Raw genomic sequence first — 17,583 nt, 5'->3', positions numbered from 1 at the left:
AAAACATTTGTTAGCTGGCTAACAATATCTTCATAAAAAAACGACCGCTGGCAAGAGTCGGTCGTTTTTGGGGAACAGGCGAAAAATCAGGCCGCGACAGGCACACCACTATGGAAGCGGAATTCCTCGTCCGGGCTTTCGATCAATTCGCGCTCGGCGTGGCGGATTTCCTCGATCTTGGCGTCGACATCAGCCTTGTCACCATAGGTGTAAGCCAGCTTCAGGTAATCCTGGAAATGCCGCGCTTCGGACTTCAGCAGCCCGCCATAGAACTTGGCGAGTTCTTCGTCCAGATGCGGCACCAGTGCGGCAAAACGCTCGCAGGAACGGGCTTCGACAATCGCGCCCACGATCAGGGCGTCGGTCAGCCGGTAGGGATTATGGTTGCGCACCAGCTTGCGCAATGCCCCTGCATACCGCGCCGAACTGACGTTGGCCATGGGGATTTCGCGCTTGCGGATGATGCTCAACACCTGCTCGAAGTGCCGCAGTTCTTCACGGGCCAGACGCGACATCTTGCTCAGCAGGTCGAACTTGTCGTTGTACTGGAACATGAACTGAAACGCCGCCCCGGCCGCCTTTTTCTCGTTGTTCGCATGATCGATCAACAGAATGTCCAGATTGCGCAAAGCGGCCTGAACCCAGCTGTCGGGCGTGCGGCAAAGCAGGAAGGCTTCGATTTCGGGGATCGGGTACATAGGCTCACAGATAGCAGGTTTGCAAGGCCGCGCATTATACGAGGGGCGTGCGTCTGCGGCGATAGAAATGCTGTGATCCAGATCAAGCGACGACCCCATGCACTGCAACTATAGTTGTGGAGCACAATTCGCCTTGTGGAGATTAGCCCCATGCAGTCTATTCGCAGCATCCTGGTGGTCATCGATCCCAACCACGCCGATAGCCTGGCCCTCAAGCGCGCGAAACTGATTGCCGGGGTCACTCAGGCGCATCTGCATCTGCTGATCTGTGACAAGGATCATCCTCACACGCAGCAACTCCACGAGCTGAAAAGAAACCTCCAGGAAGAAGGTTTCACCGCCAGCGCGGAGCAGCACTGGGAAGAGTCCACCCACAAGACCATCTGTAAGGTGCAGCAAACCGAAGGCTGCGGCCTGGTCATCAAACAGCATCTGCCGGACAACCCGCTGAAAAAGGCCCTGCTCACGCCCGACGACTGGAAACTGCTGCGCTACTGCCCAAGCCCGGTGTTGATGGTCAAGACCTCACGGCCCTGGACCGGCGGCGTGATTCTTGCCGCCGTGGATGTCGGCAATGCGGACGGAGAACACAAGGCACTGCATTTCAGCATCGTCGATCACGGCTATGATATTGCGGCGTTGGCCAAAGGGCAGTTGCACGTCATAACCGCTCACCCTTCGCCCATGCTGTCGGCTGCCGATCCGATCTATCAGCTCAAGGAAAGCATCGAAGCCCGCTACCGGGAGCAGTGCCAGGCGTTCCAGTCCGAATTCGATATCGACGACAGCCACCTGCATATCGCCGAAGGCCCGGCGGATGTGCTGATTCCCTTTACCGCTCACCGGCTCGACGCAGCCGTCACCATTATCGGCACCGTGGCGCGCACCGGGCTTTCAGGGGCTTTGATCGGCAATACGGCTGAAGTGGTGCTCGACTCGCTGGAAAGCGATGTGCTGGTGCTCAAGACCGAGGAAATCATCCGGCATCTGGAGGAGAGATTTGATGCGTAGGAGCGAATTCATTCGCGAGACGGCATTGAATCCGATGAATTTTCTTTGAATTCACCGGATCTTCGCGAATGAATTCGCTCCTACAAACCGAACGCATCCTTGAGAAAGCCCGGCGCGATATATCGCTGGTAATGGGCTTCTGACAGCAGGAAAAACTCTCGGTCGATGGCATCGCGCAACTCAGGCAGCCCCCAGTCGCGAAACTCTGGCAGCAATACGAAACCATAGGCCTCCACCTGATTGATGACCCGCGCTCCGCGAGCGATCAACTGGTAGGCCCAGCAGTATTCGGACTGGTGAGCCACAAAGCGGATCTTGCGCTGGACGAGCTGCATGCGCAGCTTCTCGACATCGAAGATTTCGAGCTTGGCCGCCATTACCTGGACCAGCAGTTGTTCCAGGCGCAGCCAGACTGCTCTTTTCTCGTCTTCGTTGTAGCCATTCCAGTTGACCACTTCATGGTGGAAACGCTTGCAGCCACGGCAAACCAAGTCCCCATAAACAGTGGAGCAAAGGCCGACGCAAGGCGTTTTGATGATTTGATCAGGCATGGCTGGCAGGACAAGGGCAGGCGAAACGAGCGGCCATGTTAGCCCTTTGTCTAACAGGGGTCACCCCCGAAGATGTAGGGTCTAACTTACCTTTAGCGAAGTTTTGCCGTAGAATCATCGGGCCTTAGATGGCGCCAATGTCCGTTAGAAGCTGTTTTCAAAGCGTCACGAGCACAGTCAAGTTAATCCCGCAGTCCGGTGTCGACAGGCCGTTCCCTCATCACGAATGGCCGTGTCGACCTGACATCCCCCCGTCCTGCAGGCGTAAAACTTTGAAAACAGCTTCGTTAGGAATTGCCGATACCCTGCCAACAAGGCTCGAAAGCCTTGCGTGGGTGCAGACAATTTCTGGATGAGCGTCCCGGACACCCATTTGGGACCACTGATGAGGGTAATACTGTGCTTGAAGCCTACCGCAAACACATCGAAGAGCGTGCCGCCCAGGGTATCGTGCCCCAGCCGCTTAACGCCGAACAAACTGCAGACCTTATTGAGCTGCTGAAGAATCCTCCCGCTGGCGAAGAAGATTTCCTTGTCGACCTGATCACCAACCGCATTCCACCAGGCGTGGACGAAGCGGCGTACGTCAAGGCCGGCTTCCTGTCTGCTCTGGCCAAGGGCGAAGCCACTTCCCCGCTGATCGACAAAAAACGCGCTACCGAACTGTTGGGCACCATGCAAGGTGGCTACAACATTGTGACTCTGGTTGCCCTGCTCGACGATGCCGAGCTGGCACCGGTCGCTGCCGAACAGCTCAAGCACACGCTGCTGATGTTCGATGCGTTCCACGACGTTGCTGAAAAAGCCAAGAGCGGCAATGCGCACGCTCAAGCAGTCCTGCAATCCTGGGCTGACGGCGAGTGGTTCAAGAAGCGTCCTGTACTGGCTGACAAGATCAGCCTGCGCGTCTTCAAGGTCACCGGCGAAACCAACACCGACGACCTGTCCCCGGCACCTGATGCCTGGTCCCGTCCGGATATCCCGCTGCACGCCTTGGCCATGCTGAAAATGGCCCGTGAAGGCATCGTGCCTGACGTGCAAGGCTCCATCGGTCCGATGAAGCAGATCGAAGAAATGCGCGGCCAGGGTTTCCCTATCGCCTACGTCGGTGACGTGGTCGGTACCGGTTCCTCGCGTAAATCGGCAACCAACTCGGTTCTGTGGTTCTTCGGCGACGACGTTCCTTATGTTCCGAACAAGCGTGCCGGTGGTTTCTGCTTCGGCAGCAAGATCGCCCCGATCTTCTACAACACCATGGAAGATGCTGGCGCACTGCCAATCGAATTCGACGTTTCCAACATGCACATGGGCGACGTGATCGACCTGTACCCGCATGAAGGCAAAGTCACCAAGCACAACAGCGACGAAGTCCTGACCACCTTCGAAATGAAGACTCCGGTCCTGCTCGACGAAGTACGTGCCGGTGGCCGTATCCCGCTGATCATCGGTCGCGGTCTGACCGGCAAGGCACGTGCCGAGCTGGGTCTGCCACCATCGGATCTGTTCAAGACACCGGATCAACCGGCTGCCAGCACCAAGGGTTTCACCCTGGCGCAGAAAATGGTCGGCAAGGCATGCGGCGTAGAAGGTATCCGTCCGGGCACCTACTGCGAACCGAAGATGACCACCGTCGGTTCCCAGGACACCACTGGCCCGATGACCCGCGACGAGCTGAAAGACCTGGCTTGCCTGGGCTTCTCCACCGATCTGGTCATGCAGTCCTTCTGCCACACTGCTGCTTATCCAAAGCCGATCGACGTCAAGACTCACCACACGCTGCCTGATTTCATCATGACCCGTGGTGGTGTTTCCCTGCGTCCAGGCGACGGCATCATCCACAGCTGGCTGAACCGCATGCTGCTGCCGGACACCGTCGGCACCGGTGGTGACTCTCACACCCGCTTCCCGATCGGCATTTCCTTCCCGGCCGGTTCCGGTCTGGTCGCGTTCGCTGCTGCTACTGGCGTCATGCCACTGGACATGCCTGAGTCGATCCTGGTCCGCTTCAAGGGCAAGCTGCAACCTGGCATCACCCTGCGCGACCTGGTTCACGCCATTCCTTACTACGCGATCCAGGCTGGCCTGCTGACCGTAGAGAAGAAAGGCAAGAAGAACGCCTTCTCCGGCCGCATCCTGGAGATCGAAGGTCTGGAAAACCTCAGCATCGAACAGGCTTTCGAGCTGTCCGACGCCTCGGCCGAACGTTCGGCTGCCGGTTGCACCATCAAGCTGGCAAAAGAACCGATCATCGAGTACCTGAACTCCAACATCACCCTGCTGCGCTGGATGATCGAGCAAGGCTACGGTGATCCACGCACTCTGGAGCGCCGCGCCAAGGCGATGGAAGCCTGGATTGCCAACCCTGAGCTGCTGGAAGCCGACAAGGACGCCGAGTACGCCGAAATCATCGAAATCGATCTGGCCGACGTCAAGGAGCCTGTGCTCTGCGCGCCGAACGACCCGGACGATGCACGCCTGCTGTCTTCGGTACAAGGCGAGAAGATCGACGAAGTGTTCATCGGTTCCTGCATGACCAACATCGGCCACTTCCGCGCTGCGGGCAAGTTGCTGGATCAGGTCAAAGGCCAGTTGCCAACTCGTCTGTGGCTGTCGCCTCCGACCAAGATGGACGCTCACCAGCTGACCGAAGAAGGCTACTACGGCATCTACGGCAAGGCTGGCGCGCGCATGGAAATGCCGGGCTGCTCGCTGTGCATGGGTAACCAGGCTCGCGTAGAACCGAACTCCACCGTGGTTTCGACTTCGACCCGTAACTTCCCGAACCGTCTGGGTGACGGCGCGAACGTCTACCTGGCTTCGGCCGAGCTGGCATCCGTCGCTTCGATCCTGGGTCGCCTGCCGACCGTCGAGGAGTACATGAGCTACGCGAACCAGATCGACACCATGGCAGCGGACGTGTACCGCTACCTGAGCTTCGATCAGATCGCAGAGTTCCGCGAAGCCGCTGCAAACGCCAATATCCCGGTCGTTCAAGCGTAATCACGAAACGCCGCGTTAAAAGAACCCCATCCTTGTGATGGGGTTTTTTATTGGCTGTGCGTTTTTCCAAACTATCCAATCGTCATGGAAAATGCTTGCCGCTATTTATTTCGTATGTTAAATAATTTACTTCACATACGAAATAACTCCCATGCGAACGACAACCTATTCGATCACCTGCACCAATGGTCACAGCGTCGAGGTCACGACCCATACCGGCGCAGGACCTGTGAAAGCAGTGGTTCAGATAAACCCGGCGACGGGCGTCACCGAGCGCATGTACTTGCCGTTCGCCCAGTATCTGGTCGCCAATGGCTTTACCGTCATCACCTACAACTATCGGGGTGTCAGCAGGAAAGGTCCTCATCCGAAAACCGTTCAGGCGGGTTTTGTTTCGTGGGCTGACAACGATGTCGAAGCCGTCACTCACTGGGTTTCGGGGCAGTACAGCGGGGTTCCTCATCTCGCAGTGGGCCACAGCTTCGGTGGGCATGCCATTGGGTTATGCGAGAGCAGCAGCAAACTCAGCGCTGCGGTGACTCTGTGCGCCCATGCGGGCTGTCTGCGGTTCATAAGGCCTTGGCAGGAACGCTTGAAAGTGGCGATTCAGCTCAAAGTCCTTGGCCCGCTCAGCGCCAAATTCCTGGGCTATTTTCCGGGGCGCAGGCTGGGAATTGGTGAAGACCTGCCAGCCGATGTCATGCGCGAGTGGTCACGCTGGACAAGCCTTCGCCAGTACTTTTTTGACGATCCGGCAGTCAATGCCGCTGCCCGTTTTGCCAGGCCCACGCTGCCGGTACTGGCCATCGGTGTCGATGACGATCCCTGGGCACCCGCCGAAGCCATCGACCTGATGACAGAGCATCTGACCGGTTGCGCTGTAGAGCGACGCCAGTTTGCCCCGGCGGACAGTCACGGTTCGCCCATCGGGCATCTGGGCTTTTTCCGCCAACAACATGCCGACACCCTATGGCCAGTAGTGACAAGATGGCTGGAAGCTCAGTTACCGGGTAATCCAAATGGCGCATGATCGTCGCTACGTCTATTTATTGAATGCGGCTCAAAAAAGCCTGTCCCGATACATCGAACGGCATATCTCTAATCGAGCCGGCATCAGCGCCACTCAGGCCGGCGCACTCTTTGTACTCAATGGGCAGGATGGAGCCCTCAGTGGCGAAGTCGCGCTGGCGCTGGATATCGCGCCTTCCGCCATGACCGGGCTGGCCGACCGGATGGTCAAGTCAGGGCTGATCGAGCGCCGCGTCGATGAACACGACAAGCGCAGCTTTCGTTTGTGGCTGACAGATGCAGGCCGGACAGCGACCTTGCAGGCCACATCGGAACTGGCACCGCTGAATGAAAAACTGACCCAGGCGTTCAGCGATGAGGAAATGGAGGTTGTTTCCAGATGGCTCGCAGCAGTCAGGGATCGCAGCCAGTGACGGCCTGATTCAGATTCCGCGCCGGTCAATGACAGGCGCATGTTGCGTCATCAGTTCAGCAACCCAATCGATGAATACCCGAAGCTTGAGGCTAATATGCCGGTTGGGCGGAAATGCCACGTACATCGGCATCGAGTCCATGCGCCAATCCCTGAACAGCGGCACCAGGTCACCTCGTTCAAGAGGTGCTTTGGCCATGTAATCCGGCACCCACAGAACACCCATGCCGGCCAGGCCTGCGGCGAGGTAGGCATTGCCATCGTCCACCGCCAGCACGTAACGCCCATGGACGTGAAGACTCTCACCGTCGCGGTGCATGGCATAAGGCAGGGCCTTGCCGGTACGCGCCCACAGGAAACCGACGATGCGGTGGTGGGAATCTTCCAGCTCTCGCGGATGCGCAGGTGTGCCGACCCTTTCCAGGTAACTCGGTGCCGCATACACCCCAAGCCTGAGATCACCCACACGCCGGGCCATCAGGGATTGGTCCGTCAACTCGCCACCGCGAACCACGCAATCCACATTCTCGCCGATCACATCCACGATACGGTCGCTAACGCCCATATCGATCTGGATATCCGGGTATCGCGCATGAAACTCAGGCAGGGCCGGCATCAGAATCGTGCTGGCAAACGGGCTGGGCACATCCACCCGCAGCCGCCCTCTGGGCAAGGCCGAGGCGCTGGACAGGCTGGTCTCGGCATCATCCAGATCAGCCAGCAGCCTGACAACGCGCTCGTAATAAGCCGCGCCATCAGCCGTGACATTGACCTTGCGCGTCGTTCGGTTGAGCAACTTGACCCGCAAGCGGGCTTCCAGTTGCTGCACCAGTTGCGTCACAGTGGTCTTGCTCATGTGCAGGGTTTCGGCCGCCTTGGTAAAACTGCCCGCCTCTACCACCCGCGCAAATGCCTGCATCGCATCGAAACGGTCCATTTCTACTCCGGATAACGGCTGGATTGTTTGGATTTTACAAACAGTGCTGGCTACAGTTGCTCGTTTATCGCCCGGATACAAGCTCTTAGAGTTCTCCCATCGTTAATGACGGGTCGCCTTGACCTGCCTCGATGGAGATCAACCATGACAAAGCGTGATGCAGTTTTCCCAGCCGGACGCCTCGAACTTTACGAGCGCAATCGCTATTCGCCCGCGATCCGCTCCAATGGCTTTCTGTTCGTTTCGGGCCAGGTCGGCAGCAAGGAGGATGGCTCGCCAGAGCAGGATCTGGTGGTACAGGTCAGGACAGCCTTCAACAATCTGAACGCCATCCTGAAAGAAGCGGGTTGCACCTTCGATGACGTGGTTGATGTCACCGTCTTCATGGTCGACCCCGAATCGAAGTTCGAGAAAATCTGGACAGTGTTCCCGGAGTTCTGGGGCCAGGCACCGCACCCGACACTGACGGCAGTGGGCGTCACCTGGCTTTATGGCTTTGATTTCGAGATCAAGGTGATTGCCAGGATTCCGGATGCTGTTGAGGGTTAAGCCACCATGATGATCTGGCTCGCCATGCAGATCATCGGGTCTGGCCCTTTAGGCCATCCACCCGAGAGTAATCGCTGTCAGCACCAGATAACGCAGCCCTTTGGCAAGCGTGACGATAAGCAGAAAACTCCAGAACGGCTCGCGCATGACGCCCGCGATCATGGTGATGGGGTCGCCGATGATCGGCACCCAACTGAACAACAGCGCCCAGCGTCCGTAGCGCTTGTAAGTGTGCTGGGCCTTGTCCAGATGACGCTCGCTGACCGGAAACCAGCGCCGATGCCGAAAGCGTTCGATAGAGCGGCCCAGATACCAGTTCACGGCTGAGCCCAGAACATTGCCTGACGTGGCAACCAGCAAGAGCAGAATCGTCGTATAGCGCTCCGAAAGCAGCATGCCGACCAGCACGGCTTCGGATTGCAGCGGTAACAGCGTGGCAGCGCCAAACGCCACGGCAAAAAGCCCCAGATAACTTGTCAGCTCGAACATCGAGTCATACCTTCATGCAGAGGCAAATTTATTCACGAATCACTGTTTTCGCGAATAAATTCGCTCCTGCACAGCATCCAGAGGGGGCACCACACCTTCCGACAGCATCTTGAGCAATCGTGCCCGACGACGTTCAAGGTCGTTGATCTGCTGTTCGATGGAGGCCAGTCGTTCACGCTGGGCAGCGGTGGTATCCGGGCACGCCGCAGCGCCTTCTATCATGCGCATGCAGTCGGGAAAACTGCGGATCTCGACCAGGCTGAACCCTGTCGCGATCATCCTCTGAATCTGTCTGACTTGCGTAACGGCTATCGCGGGAAATGTGCGATAGCCATTGTCGGCACGCATGGATTTGAGCAGTCCATGTTCATCGTAATGACGGATCGAGCGAACACTGGCACCGGTTTCCCGGGCAAGTTCGCCAATGCTCATGGTGCTTTTGGGAGTGGAATTTGTCATGAATGCAGACCTGAGGCCGGGCAGAAAAGATAGCACGTTCTTTTGCTTGACCCTCACACCTGCGTGAGGGTTGAGACTGCGGGCAACCCTTGAACCCGGAGTCATATCGTGTCCCTTCAACCTGCTTTGCATCGTTTCTACACACTGCTTGTCTCAGCAACGCTATTGGCCGCCTCGGCACTCGCCCACGCCGAAACGAAAAGCTATACGGTCACCGCGCCCGACGGCGTCACTCTGGCGGTCCAGGAGGCCGGCAACCCGAATGGTCCGGCCATCGTTTTCATTCATGGCCTGCTAGGCAGCCGTCTGAACTGGGACGCACAGATAAATAGCCCGCTGCTGCAACGCTATCGGATGATCACCTATGACCTGCGCGGCCATGGTCTTTCAGGCAAGCCTTCGGATGCACAGGCGTATGCCGACGGAAACCGCTGGGCAGACGACCTCGCCGCAGTCATCAAGGCTGCACACGCTGACAAAACAGTGTTGGCGGGATGGTCGTTGGGTGGTGTAGTCATCTCCAACTATCTGGCCCGATATGGTGACAGCCGGATTGCAGGCGCGCTGTATGTCAACGGCGTCATCGAACTGAAGCCCGAGCAGATCGTGGCGCATCTCGAGGTTTACCGGGACCTGAACTCCACCGACCTGAAGACCCACCTCGATACCGTGCGCACATTCCTTGCCCTGTGCTTCCACACCCAGCCCGACACCCAGACCTTCGAGCGATTGTTTGCCAATGCCGCGATGGCGTCCTGGGACATGCAAAAAGCTGTTCAGTCCATGACCGTCGAAGCCACCAAGGGCCTGGGCAATGCAAAGGTGCCGGTGCTATTGCTGTATGGCGCACGCGACGCACTGGTACAAGCCAAGCCTTCGATTGAACGCGCTACGCAACTGAATCCAGGAGTGAAGAGCACGCTTTACGAAAACTCTGGCCATGCTCCTTTCCTTGAGGAAACAGAACGGTTCAATCGCGACCTGTCGGCTTTCATTGATTCAACGTCAGTGCGTTGAGGGATAGGCGTAGCAAGGTTTGTGGCCTCGCAGTCACAAACACTCCTGCGCCGCTCGCTCGAATCGGGAGGTGGTGAGCGTCGATGCCAATAACTGGCGCTCATACAAAAACACTTTTCCGCCTGCCGGAGCCTTGTAGGCCTCAATGACGTTGTCAGCCGCGACCGGGCTGGAGACGACAATCCTGAAGTGCCGTTGGGATTGCGACAACACCGGGTTCAATGAATGTTCTTGCAGTTTGGGCATTACACACTGCACGTATTCATCGGGAGCCTTACTGGTTTGCAAGATAAGCGTCGGTTGATTCGGTGCAGAAGCGCAGCCACTCAACAACGCAAAAACGACGGCAGTGACCGGGACAGTTAAAAGGCGCATGTGAAGATCCTGAAATAAAAAAACGGCTCATCGAGCCGTATGTCCAATGCGCGCATTTTCCATATTTATTACAGGGAATAGAATCCCTGGTTTGTGATAGTCACTATCAGCTCAACCGATTAAACAAGCCTCCACCCGTCATTCCCACTGAACATTCCCCCCGGCAGCACCCTCAACTCAGGTAGAACCCAACCCGAGGTGAACCGATGAAAACGTCCCTGCCCAACACCCCAAGCGCGCCCGATCAATCCGGAACCGAAGGCGATCTGGACAACGAACCCACTCAGAACGAGCCTGAGGAGCCGAACGAGGAGAAAATCGATCACGCCATCGAGGAAACTTTCCCCGCCAGCGATCCGATTTCGCCTTGAGCCATTGCCATCAATCCTGGCGGCCCATTTCCTGGGCCTGCCAGAGCGTTTGAAACAGCCCGCCCGCGCTGCGCAGTTGCTCGGGTGGGCCGTCTTCGACGATACGGCCTTGCTGAATCACCAGCACCCGATCGAACCCGGTCAGTGTGGTCAGTCGATGGGCGATGGCGAGGACCGTGCGGCCGCGCATCAGGCTGCTGAGCGCTGACTGGATGATGGCTTCGGAGCTTGAATCCAGGGCAGCAGTGGCTTCGTCGAGTAACAGGATCGGGGCATTCTTGAGAAAGGCCCGAGCGATACCGAGGCGCTGGCGCTGACCGCCAGAGAGCATCACGCCCCGCTCGCCCACCAGCGCTTCATAGCCTTGGGGCAACTGGTCGATGAACTCGTGGCAATAAGCATTGCGGGCGGCTGCGATCACTTCCTCGCGGGTGGCTTCTGGTCGACCGTAAGCAATGTTTTCGTAGATGCTGCGGTTGAACAGGGTTGGCTCCTGAGGCACCACGGCTATCTGTCGGCGCAGGCTGTCCTGGCTGATCTGCCGAAGGTCGCGGCCATCGATGCGAATGCTCCCCGTACTGACGTCGTCCAGGCGTTGCAGCAAACCCAGCAACGTGGTCTTGCCTGCGCCGGACGGACCGACGATGCCCACTCTTTGCCCAGGCTCAATGCGCAAGGTCAGCCCGCACAACACCTGCCTGCCGCCCGGATAGGCATAGCCGACCTCCTGCAGTTCGATGGCACCGGATGGCACGGCCCATTCCTGTTCGGTATCGCTGAGTTCGTAGGGCTTGGCGATAACGGCCAGCGTATCGCCGATGGCCCCCATATGCTGGCTGGTTTCGACCAACGCCAGCGCCAGATCCCGTGAGCCATGCAGGATGCGAAACGTCAACGCGCTGACCATCACCACGTCGCCGACGCTCACGGCACCGCGCGTCCAGAGCAGAATGGACCAGGCGAGCATGGTTCCCGCCATGCTCGCCAGACACAAATCATGGAGCACCCTCGCCTTTTCAACGTACATCCAGCTGCGGCTCTGAGCCCGCGCCTCGGTGCGGATTTTCGCATCCAGACGCAGGCGCTCTCGATCACGCGCCGTGAAAGCCTTGATCGTCCAGACGTTGTTGACCAGATCCACAAGCTCACCGCCCACACTGGCCGCTTGCGCCGCATACAACTGATGACGACTGCGCCCGCGAATGCCGAAGAAAGTGATGATCGCCGCCACCAGCACCACGAAAGCCACCAGCGCCAGCGCCATCTGGATACGCACCGTGGCCAGCACCACCACAGCCCCCAGAAAATCGACACAGGGCGGAATGATTTTCCACAGCAGCGCACTGTAGATCTGCCCCGCCGCCGCTCCGGTTGCCGAAATGCGGCTGCCCAGGGCTCCGGCGTAGTGCTCGGCAAAATAGCGCATCGGGTGCCCGGTCAGATGGCTGAACAGGTCCACCCGAATGTCCGCGCAACTGGCAACCACCGTACGACAGCCCAGCCAGCCACCCAGACGCCAGAACAGGTTTTCGACGGCGATCAGGAAAATGAACAACCCGAAGGCGAACCAGACCCCGGAACGATTCCCCTCGCCGCCCATGCTGTCGACCAGCAGCTTCATGCCGTACTGCACGGCCACTGCGCAACTGGCGGCGGCAATCACCAGCGTTGCCATACCGCCATAGGCCCATGGCCGACGCCTGACATAGCCCCACAGAAAGCGTCCGGCATGGGAATTGGGCGGCAAACTCTGCGCAATGTTCATGCTGTCGGCCTCTTGGCAATACGCACTTGGGCATCGGCCAGACGTAACGCAAACCGGGCCAGGGCTTCACGGGTCGGCGGATCTTCGGGACGCAAGCCACTGGCATCGGCATAACCAAGCAAGCCGCTGTCACAGTGTCGGTCGTCATCCCAGCCAGGATAGTCGAGCACCGGGTACAGACACAGGCCGCGCAGGTCGACACCTTTGCTCAGCGCCAGAATGGCCTGCTCACCGACATAATCCAGCCACGGCCCTCGCGCAGCACCCTCGGTACCGGTTTCGCTGATCACCAGCGGGCGGCCATAACGGGCATGCACCTCCACCAGCATGCCCGCCAACGGTCGAAAGTGTGGATCACCCAGCAGGATCGTCGGTCCGCCGTGATACCACTGGTTATGGGGATAGAAGTTCACACCGAGGATATCCAGAAAATCCTCCTGCCCGCCCAGGCCCGGCCAGCTTCGGCCACTGATCAGGTCCCAGCTTTCGTACTGGGCCAGACGATAAGCTTCGGCTGCCTCGACATCACCCGCCCGTTGCCGGACGGCACGAACATGAATCAGCGGATCGGCATGAATGAAACGCGCCCGGGGATCGACCTCGCGAATGGCGGTCATGGCGGCAATGCTCGCCCGCACCAACTGGTGTTTGAGTTCGGTGCCGCGCTTATGGCCCAGCGGATAGAAATAGCCCACCTCACCACCGCCCCAGGCCCAGAAAGACGGCTCGTTGATCGGACAGTAAAACGGCACGTCATCGCTGAAGTCGCGCACCCGTCTGGCCACGGCCTGAGCCATGCGGGCAAAACGCTCGACGAAGACCGGCCGCCAGATATCCATATCATCCGGGTATCCGTAATGCCCCAGGTCCCAGATCACCTGAGTGCCGGTTCTTATGGCCGCCATCAACAACCGCTCCAGACTGCTGAAGTCGTAATGGCCGGGACGCGGCTCGATCAGGTGCCAGCGCACCCCGTCGCGCACCGTGCGCATTCCATACCCGGCCAGGCGCCGATAATCCTGCTCGGCCCAACGGTCATGCCCGGTTGAGGCGATCAGGTCCAGACGCTTCCCGTCACCGCGACGGCTGCTGGTGCATTCAAAACCTCCCATGAGAAAACTGGCGAACGGTTCAAGCCCACTCATGGGACGTGCCCTCGGCCGTTGCGCCGCGGGTCTGGGCAATACGTTGGTAAAGCGCCAACGCCTGCCCCACCACCTGATCCATGTTGTAGTACTTGTAGGTGCCCAGCCGGCCGAGGAAGGTCACGCCTTCGGTGGCATCCCCCAGATCCTTGTAGCGTTGATACAACGCGGCATTTTCCGCAGCCGGCACCGGGTAATAAGGATCACCTTCGGCGCAGGGGTATTCATAGGTCACACTGGTGTGCGCATGCTCCTGGCCGGTCAGGTGCTTGTACTCGGTGATGCGGGTATGGGGCACCGTCTCGTCGGGATAGTTGACCACCGCCACCTCTTGAAAACGCTCCTGCGCCAGGGTCCGGTGCTCGAAACGCAGGGAGCGATAAGGCAGACGCCCAAGGGAATAGCCGAAGTACTCGTCCACCGGCCCGCAATACACCAGATGGCCGCGGGGCAGCATCTGGTCGATCTCGGCGAAATCCACGCCCAGCAGAATGTCGATGCCCGGATGGTCGAGCATTCGCTCGAACATGGCGGTGTAGCCCTGTTGCGGCATCATCTGAAAGCTGTCGGTGAAATAACGGTCATCGGCGTTGGTTCTCGCCGGAACACGGGCAGTGACCGAGCGATCGAGTTGCGCCGGATCGAGCCCCCATTGCTTGCGGGTGTAGCCGCGAAAAAACAGCTCGTACAGCTCGCGCCCGACCTGACCGACCACCACGTCCTCGGCACTGCGTATCGGATCGACCGGCTCGGCGCGCTCGGCAAGAAAGCGCTCGGCACCGGCCTCGTCCAGCTCCAGGCCATAGAGTCGATTGAGCGTGGTCAGGTTGATCGGCACAGGCACCTGCTGACCGAGCACCCTGGCCAGCACCCGATGTTCATAGGGTCGCCATTCGGTGAAACGCGACAGGTAATCGACAATCCGTTGCGCATTGGTGTGGAAGATATGCGGCCCATAGCGATGCACCAGAATCCCGGCTTCGTCCAGATGATCGTAGGCATTGCCGCCGATATGCCCACGACGGTCTATCAGCAATACTTTCAGCCCAAGCCCGCAGGCCAGCCGCTCGGCCAGCACGCTGCCCGCAAAACCGGCGCCGACGATGAGGTAGTCGTAGAAGGGCGCGCCGCCCTCCCCTTGCAATTGCCCGGCACGGTAGCGGGCCTGTTCAAGTGTCAGGCGAGGCATGCGATGTGCTCCATCATGGCGTTCCAGGTGGAGTCCCAGCTCATACCGGCCAGGGCCTGATCGGCCAGATGAAACAACGCATCACGGTCCTGACACTGGATCAGTGCGGCTTCGATGGCCGCGACGAAACCGGGCACATCCTCGGCAATATGCACCACCGGGCAAGCGCCATAAGTGCGCACCACATCGCGAATCGGCGTACTCACCACCGGGCAGCCACCTGCAAGGTATTCAGGTGTCTTGGTCGGGCTGATGAAACGCGTGGCTTCATTGAGCGCAAAGGGCATCAGCGCCACGTCCCACCCACTCAGGTAAGCGGGCAATTCGCTGTAGGCCCTGGCGCCCGGATAATGAATGTTGGGCAGACTCGGCAGACTTGCCGGATCGATCTTGACCACAGGGCCAAGGACCACCAGTTGCCAGTCCGGTCGCTGCCGGGCCAGTCCTTCCAGCAAGGAGAGATCGAGACGCTCGTCCACGACCCCGAAAAAACCCAGTCGCGGATGAGCGATACCGGCCTGGTCGGCGGGCTCGGGCAATGCCTGTCGGGCACTGGCGAAATGTTCGATATCGACACTGCTGGGCATAGCATGGACATTGCCGTGCTGGGCACGCTTGGCCTCCCACAGGCTGACGCCACCTGTGAACACCACATCCGCCAGCGCCAGCAGACGCTGCTCGCGTTCAAGCAACTGTGGCGGCGCCCCCTTGAATGCCGAGAGTTCGTCCATGCAGTCATAGACAGTGCCACGGGCCGACAGATGCTCGCTGAAGCCAAGGCTCATGGGTGTGAAATACCAGCGCAGCAAAACCTTGCGTGGATTGCGCAGCAGGTAATCATCGAGCAGTTCGCGAAGTTGCTGTTCGGTCTGCTCGGCATTCAGCCCGGCAGGCAGATACGGCGTCGCCACCGTCACACCGTTGGCCTGAAGAAACAGTTGCAGATGAGCCTGCTGACCCTCGGCTGTCAGTGGCTCCTCGAAAAACAGTACATCGTAGCGCCGCGCCATGCGCGTCATCAGGTGTTGAGGACGCTGGTAGACAAATCCCCAGCGTAAATGGGAAAGGCAGACAAGCAAGGGGCGCATGTTGACAACAACTTCATGGCCTTCGGCCAAATGCTCTGCGACGGGATATGCAGCCGGGGTTGGAATCATGAGGTTCTCTCCAGAGCAAGTGATGTCGTGGCGATGAGCAAGACGCCCGACACAGAGTTATGGACGAGTTCGCTGCGCTGAGCGTTCAGTCGGCACACCTCGATGGCCGACCAGTGACATGACCGCCCGGCCAATTCCCGGAACCGGGGATCGGAACTGCCTTTCGTTATGAAGTAAGCGATCCATTCATTCGCGCAGACCTTCGCTATAGCGCAACAACGATCGCATCCCACTTATTTCATGCGAAGGTGACTCTATGATCCTTGTGACCGGTGGTGCTGGTTACATCGGAGCCCACGCGGTTCTCGCCCTTCTGGAGGTAGGCGAAGATGTGTTGGTTCTGGACAATTTCTGCAACAGCAGCCCCCATGCCCTGACACGGATCGAACAGATCTGTGGCCGTCGTCCTGTTCTGGTACAGGGCGATGTACGTAACCGCGGAGTGCTTGCCAAGCTGTTTTCACGCTACCCGATCCGGGCAGTGCTGCACTTTGCCGGCCTCAAGGCCGTAGGAGAAAGCGTGCGCAAGCCGCTGCATTACTACGACACCAATGTCAGCGGCACCATCAACCTGTGCCAGGCGATGGCTGCCGCCGGTGTTTTCACGCTGGTGTTCAGTTCATCAGCCACCGTCTATGGCAGTTGCCGCAAGATGCCCATCGCCGAACAGGCCCGCAGTGGCCGGCCCACCAATCCCTACGGGCAATCGAAGCTCATGGCCGAACAGGTGCTGGGCAGTCTGGCTCGGGCCGATCAACGCTGGCGCATTGCGCTGCTGCGCTATTTCAATCCGGTGGGCGCTCATCCTTCAGGCCTGATCGGCGAATCGCCCAACACAATCCCCAACAACCTGCTGCCCTATCTGCTGCGGGTGGCTGACGGAAAGTTGCCGGTGCTGCCGGTGTATGGCGGGGATTACCCGACGGTGGACGGCAGCGGCGTGCGGGACTACATCCACGTCCAGGATCTGGTCGCCGGGCATCTCGATGCCTTGCACTACCTGCGCACCCACAGCGGAATCCGCGCCTGGAATCTGGGAACCGGCATCGATCATTCGGTGCTGCAAGTGGTGAAGACGTTCGAGCGGGTCACGGGCGTGAAGGTGCCGGTGCAGATGTGCGAGCGACGCCCCGGCGATGTCGCGCAATGCTGGGCCGACCCGTCACGGGCGCGCAGCGAACTGGGCTGGGTCGCCCGGTATGGCCTGGAAACCATGCTGCGCGATGCCTGGCATTGGCAATGTACAAGCCCCGAAGGCTACGAAGACGGATTGGTCACCGTGCAAGAACCAATACCCGGCGTGCCGCTGTCGGCAGGTGGAGCCGCCGCGACAGACGATGGCTTGCATGCGCTCTCCATGTCTCGCACGCGGCAGTGATTTTGCGAGCTTTCGGGACATGAATACCCTCCTCCCCCGGGGGGGGAGCTG

General features: G+C 59.1%; 18 protein-coding genes. 8 read left to right on the top strand and 10 right to left on the bottom strand.

Annotated features, from left to right (window positions below):
• Positions 1 to 86 precede the first annotated feature (86 nt).
• Positions 87 to 698 carry a tRNA-(ms[2]io[6]A)-hydroxylase gene (locus K5D32_RS06755; protein ID WP_117165289.1) on the bottom strand — a complete coding sequence of 204 codons (612 nt, stop codon included), beginning with the start codon at positions 696 to 698 and terminating at the stop codon, positions 87 to 89.
• 150 nt (positions 699 to 848) lie between these two features.
• On the opposite strand from K5D32_RS06755, the gene K5D32_RS06750 reads away from it, so the two are divergent.
• Positions 849 to 1,709 (top strand): universal stress protein, encoded by an 861-nt coding sequence (locus K5D32_RS06750; RefSeq protein ID WP_221576419.1) that lies wholly within the window; start codon positions 849 to 851, stop codon positions 1,707 to 1,709.
• Between the two features lie 80 nt (positions 1,710 to 1,789).
• Here the strand turns inward: K5D32_RS06750 and K5D32_RS06745 are convergent, their stop codons facing one another.
• Positions 1,790 to 2,260 (bottom strand): DUF1289 domain-containing protein, encoded by a 471-nt coding sequence (locus tag K5D32_RS06745; RefSeq protein WP_221576418.1) that lies wholly within the window; start codon positions 2,258 to 2,260, stop codon positions 1,790 to 1,792.
• 399 nt (positions 2,261 to 2,659) lie between these two features.
• Between K5D32_RS06745 and acnB the strand changes: the two genes are divergently transcribed.
• The 3 genes from acnB to K5D32_RS06730 all read left to right on the top strand — a co-directional run bounded on the left by acnB (position 2,660) and on the right by K5D32_RS06730 (position 6,702).
• Positions 2,660 to 5,260 (top strand): bifunctional aconitate hydratase 2/2-methylisocitrate dehydratase, encoded by a 2,601-nt coding sequence (acnB, locus tag K5D32_RS06740; protein WP_221576417.1) that lies wholly within the window; start codon positions 2,660 to 2,662, stop codon positions 5,258 to 5,260.
• Positions 5,261 to 5,411: 151 nt separating this feature from the next.
• Complete coding sequence (locus K5D32_RS06735) at positions 5,412 to 6,290, top strand: serine aminopeptidase domain-containing protein (protein WP_221599548.1); 879 nt, start codon at positions 5,412 to 5,414, stop codon at positions 6,288 to 6,290.
• The gene (locus tag K5D32_RS06730; protein ID WP_025259201.1) at positions 6,280 to 6,702 is read left to right on the top strand and encodes a MarR family winged helix-turn-helix transcriptional regulator; all 423 of its coding nucleotides are present in this window, start codon (positions 6,280 to 6,282) and stop codon (positions 6,700 to 6,702) included. The genes K5D32_RS06735 and K5D32_RS06730 overlap by 11 nt, the downstream gene beginning before the upstream one ends.
• Before the next feature lie 9 nt (positions 6,703 to 6,711).
• Here the strand turns inward: K5D32_RS06730 and K5D32_RS06725 are convergent, their stop codons facing one another.
• Positions 6,712 to 7,638, bottom strand: coding sequence for a LysR family transcriptional regulator (locus tag K5D32_RS06725; protein WP_221599547.1), 927 nt, complete (start codon positions 7,636 to 7,638; stop codon positions 6,712 to 6,714).
• 144 nt (positions 7,639 to 7,782) lie between these two features.
• On the opposite strand from K5D32_RS06725, the gene K5D32_RS06720 reads away from it, so the two are divergent.
• Complete coding sequence (locus K5D32_RS06720; RefSeq protein WP_221599546.1) at positions 7,783 to 8,187, top strand: RidA family protein; 405 nt, start codon at positions 7,783 to 7,785, stop codon at positions 8,185 to 8,187.
• Positions 8,188 to 8,235: 48 nt separating this feature from the next.
• Here the strand turns inward: K5D32_RS06720 and K5D32_RS06715 are convergent, their stop codons facing one another.
• Positions 8,236 to 8,676: a YqaA family protein gene (locus K5D32_RS06715; protein ID WP_201019808.1), complete on the bottom strand. Its 441-nt coding sequence runs from the start codon at positions 8,674 to 8,676 to the stop codon at positions 8,236 to 8,238.
• 39 nt (positions 8,677 to 8,715) lie between these two features.
• Complete coding sequence (locus K5D32_RS06710) at positions 8,716 to 9,135, bottom strand: MerR family transcriptional regulator (protein ID WP_221599545.1); 420 nt, start codon at positions 9,133 to 9,135, stop codon at positions 8,716 to 8,718.
• Positions 9,136 to 9,243: 108 nt separating this feature from the next.
• Here K5D32_RS06710 and K5D32_RS06705 point away from each other — a divergent pair, with 108 nt between their 5' ends.
• Positions 9,244 to 10,152 (top strand): alpha/beta fold hydrolase, encoded by a 909-nt coding sequence (locus tag K5D32_RS06705; RefSeq protein ID WP_221599544.1) that lies wholly within the window; start codon positions 9,244 to 9,246, stop codon positions 10,150 to 10,152.
• A gap of 33 nt (positions 10,153 to 10,185) precedes the next feature.
• Here K5D32_RS06705 and K5D32_RS06700 read toward each other — a convergent pair whose 3' ends face one another.
• On the bottom strand, positions 10,186 to 10,527 hold the full coding sequence (locus K5D32_RS06700; protein ID WP_221576414.1) for a hypothetical protein: 342 nt from the start codon (positions 10,525 to 10,527) through the stop codon (positions 10,186 to 10,188).
• A 206-nt stretch (positions 10,528 to 10,733) separates the two neighbouring features.
• Between K5D32_RS06700 and K5D32_RS06695 the strand changes: the two genes are divergently transcribed.
• Entirely contained in the window at positions 10,734 to 10,898 is a 165-nt protein-coding gene (locus K5D32_RS06695) for a hypothetical protein (protein WP_221599598.1), read from the top strand.
• Between the two features lie 10 nt (positions 10,899 to 10,908).
• Here the strand turns inward: K5D32_RS06695 and K5D32_RS06690 are convergent, their stop codons facing one another.
• The 4 genes from K5D32_RS06690 to K5D32_RS06675 are packed head-to-tail and all read right to left on the bottom strand — an operon-like array spanning position 10,909 to position 16,085.
• Positions 10,909 to 12,663: an ABC transporter ATP-binding protein gene (locus K5D32_RS06690; protein WP_221599543.1), complete on the bottom strand. Its 1,755-nt coding sequence runs from the start codon at positions 12,661 to 12,663 to the stop codon at positions 10,909 to 10,911.
• Positions 12,660 to 13,808: a beta-galactosidase gene (locus tag K5D32_RS06685; protein WP_221599542.1), complete on the bottom strand. Its 1,149-nt coding sequence runs from the start codon at positions 13,806 to 13,808 to the stop codon at positions 12,660 to 12,662. Before K5D32_RS06685 ends, K5D32_RS06690 begins: the two co-directional genes overlap by 4 nt.
• Entirely contained in the window at positions 13,795 to 14,997 is a 1,203-nt protein-coding gene (gene glf, locus K5D32_RS06680) for a UDP-galactopyranose mutase (RefSeq protein WP_221599541.1), read from the bottom strand. The genes K5D32_RS06685 and glf overlap by 14 nt, the downstream gene beginning before the upstream one ends.
• Complete coding sequence (locus tag K5D32_RS06675) at positions 14,985 to 16,085, bottom strand: glycosyltransferase family 1 protein (protein ID WP_260407272.1); 1,101 nt, start codon at positions 16,083 to 16,085, stop codon at positions 14,985 to 14,987. Before K5D32_RS06675 ends, glf begins: the two co-directional genes overlap by 13 nt.
• Before the next feature lie 325 nt (positions 16,086 to 16,410).
• Here K5D32_RS06675 and galE point away from each other — a divergent pair, with 325 nt between their 5' ends.
• Complete coding sequence (gene galE, locus K5D32_RS06670) at positions 16,411 to 17,532, top strand: UDP-glucose 4-epimerase GalE (RefSeq protein ID WP_221576409.1); 1,122 nt, start codon at positions 16,411 to 16,413, stop codon at positions 17,530 to 17,532.
• Positions 17,533 to 17,583: the final 51 nt, after the last annotated feature.

Origin of the sequence: Pseudomonas cichorii (assembly GCF_019719005.1) — a bacterium.
GTDB classification, from domain to species: domain Bacteria; phylum Pseudomonadota; class Gammaproteobacteria; order Pseudomonadales; family Pseudomonadaceae; genus Aquipseudomonas; species Aquipseudomonas cichorii_E.
Note: the sequence above shows the minus strand (reverse complement) of the source record. Positions and strands in the feature narration are given on the sequence as shown.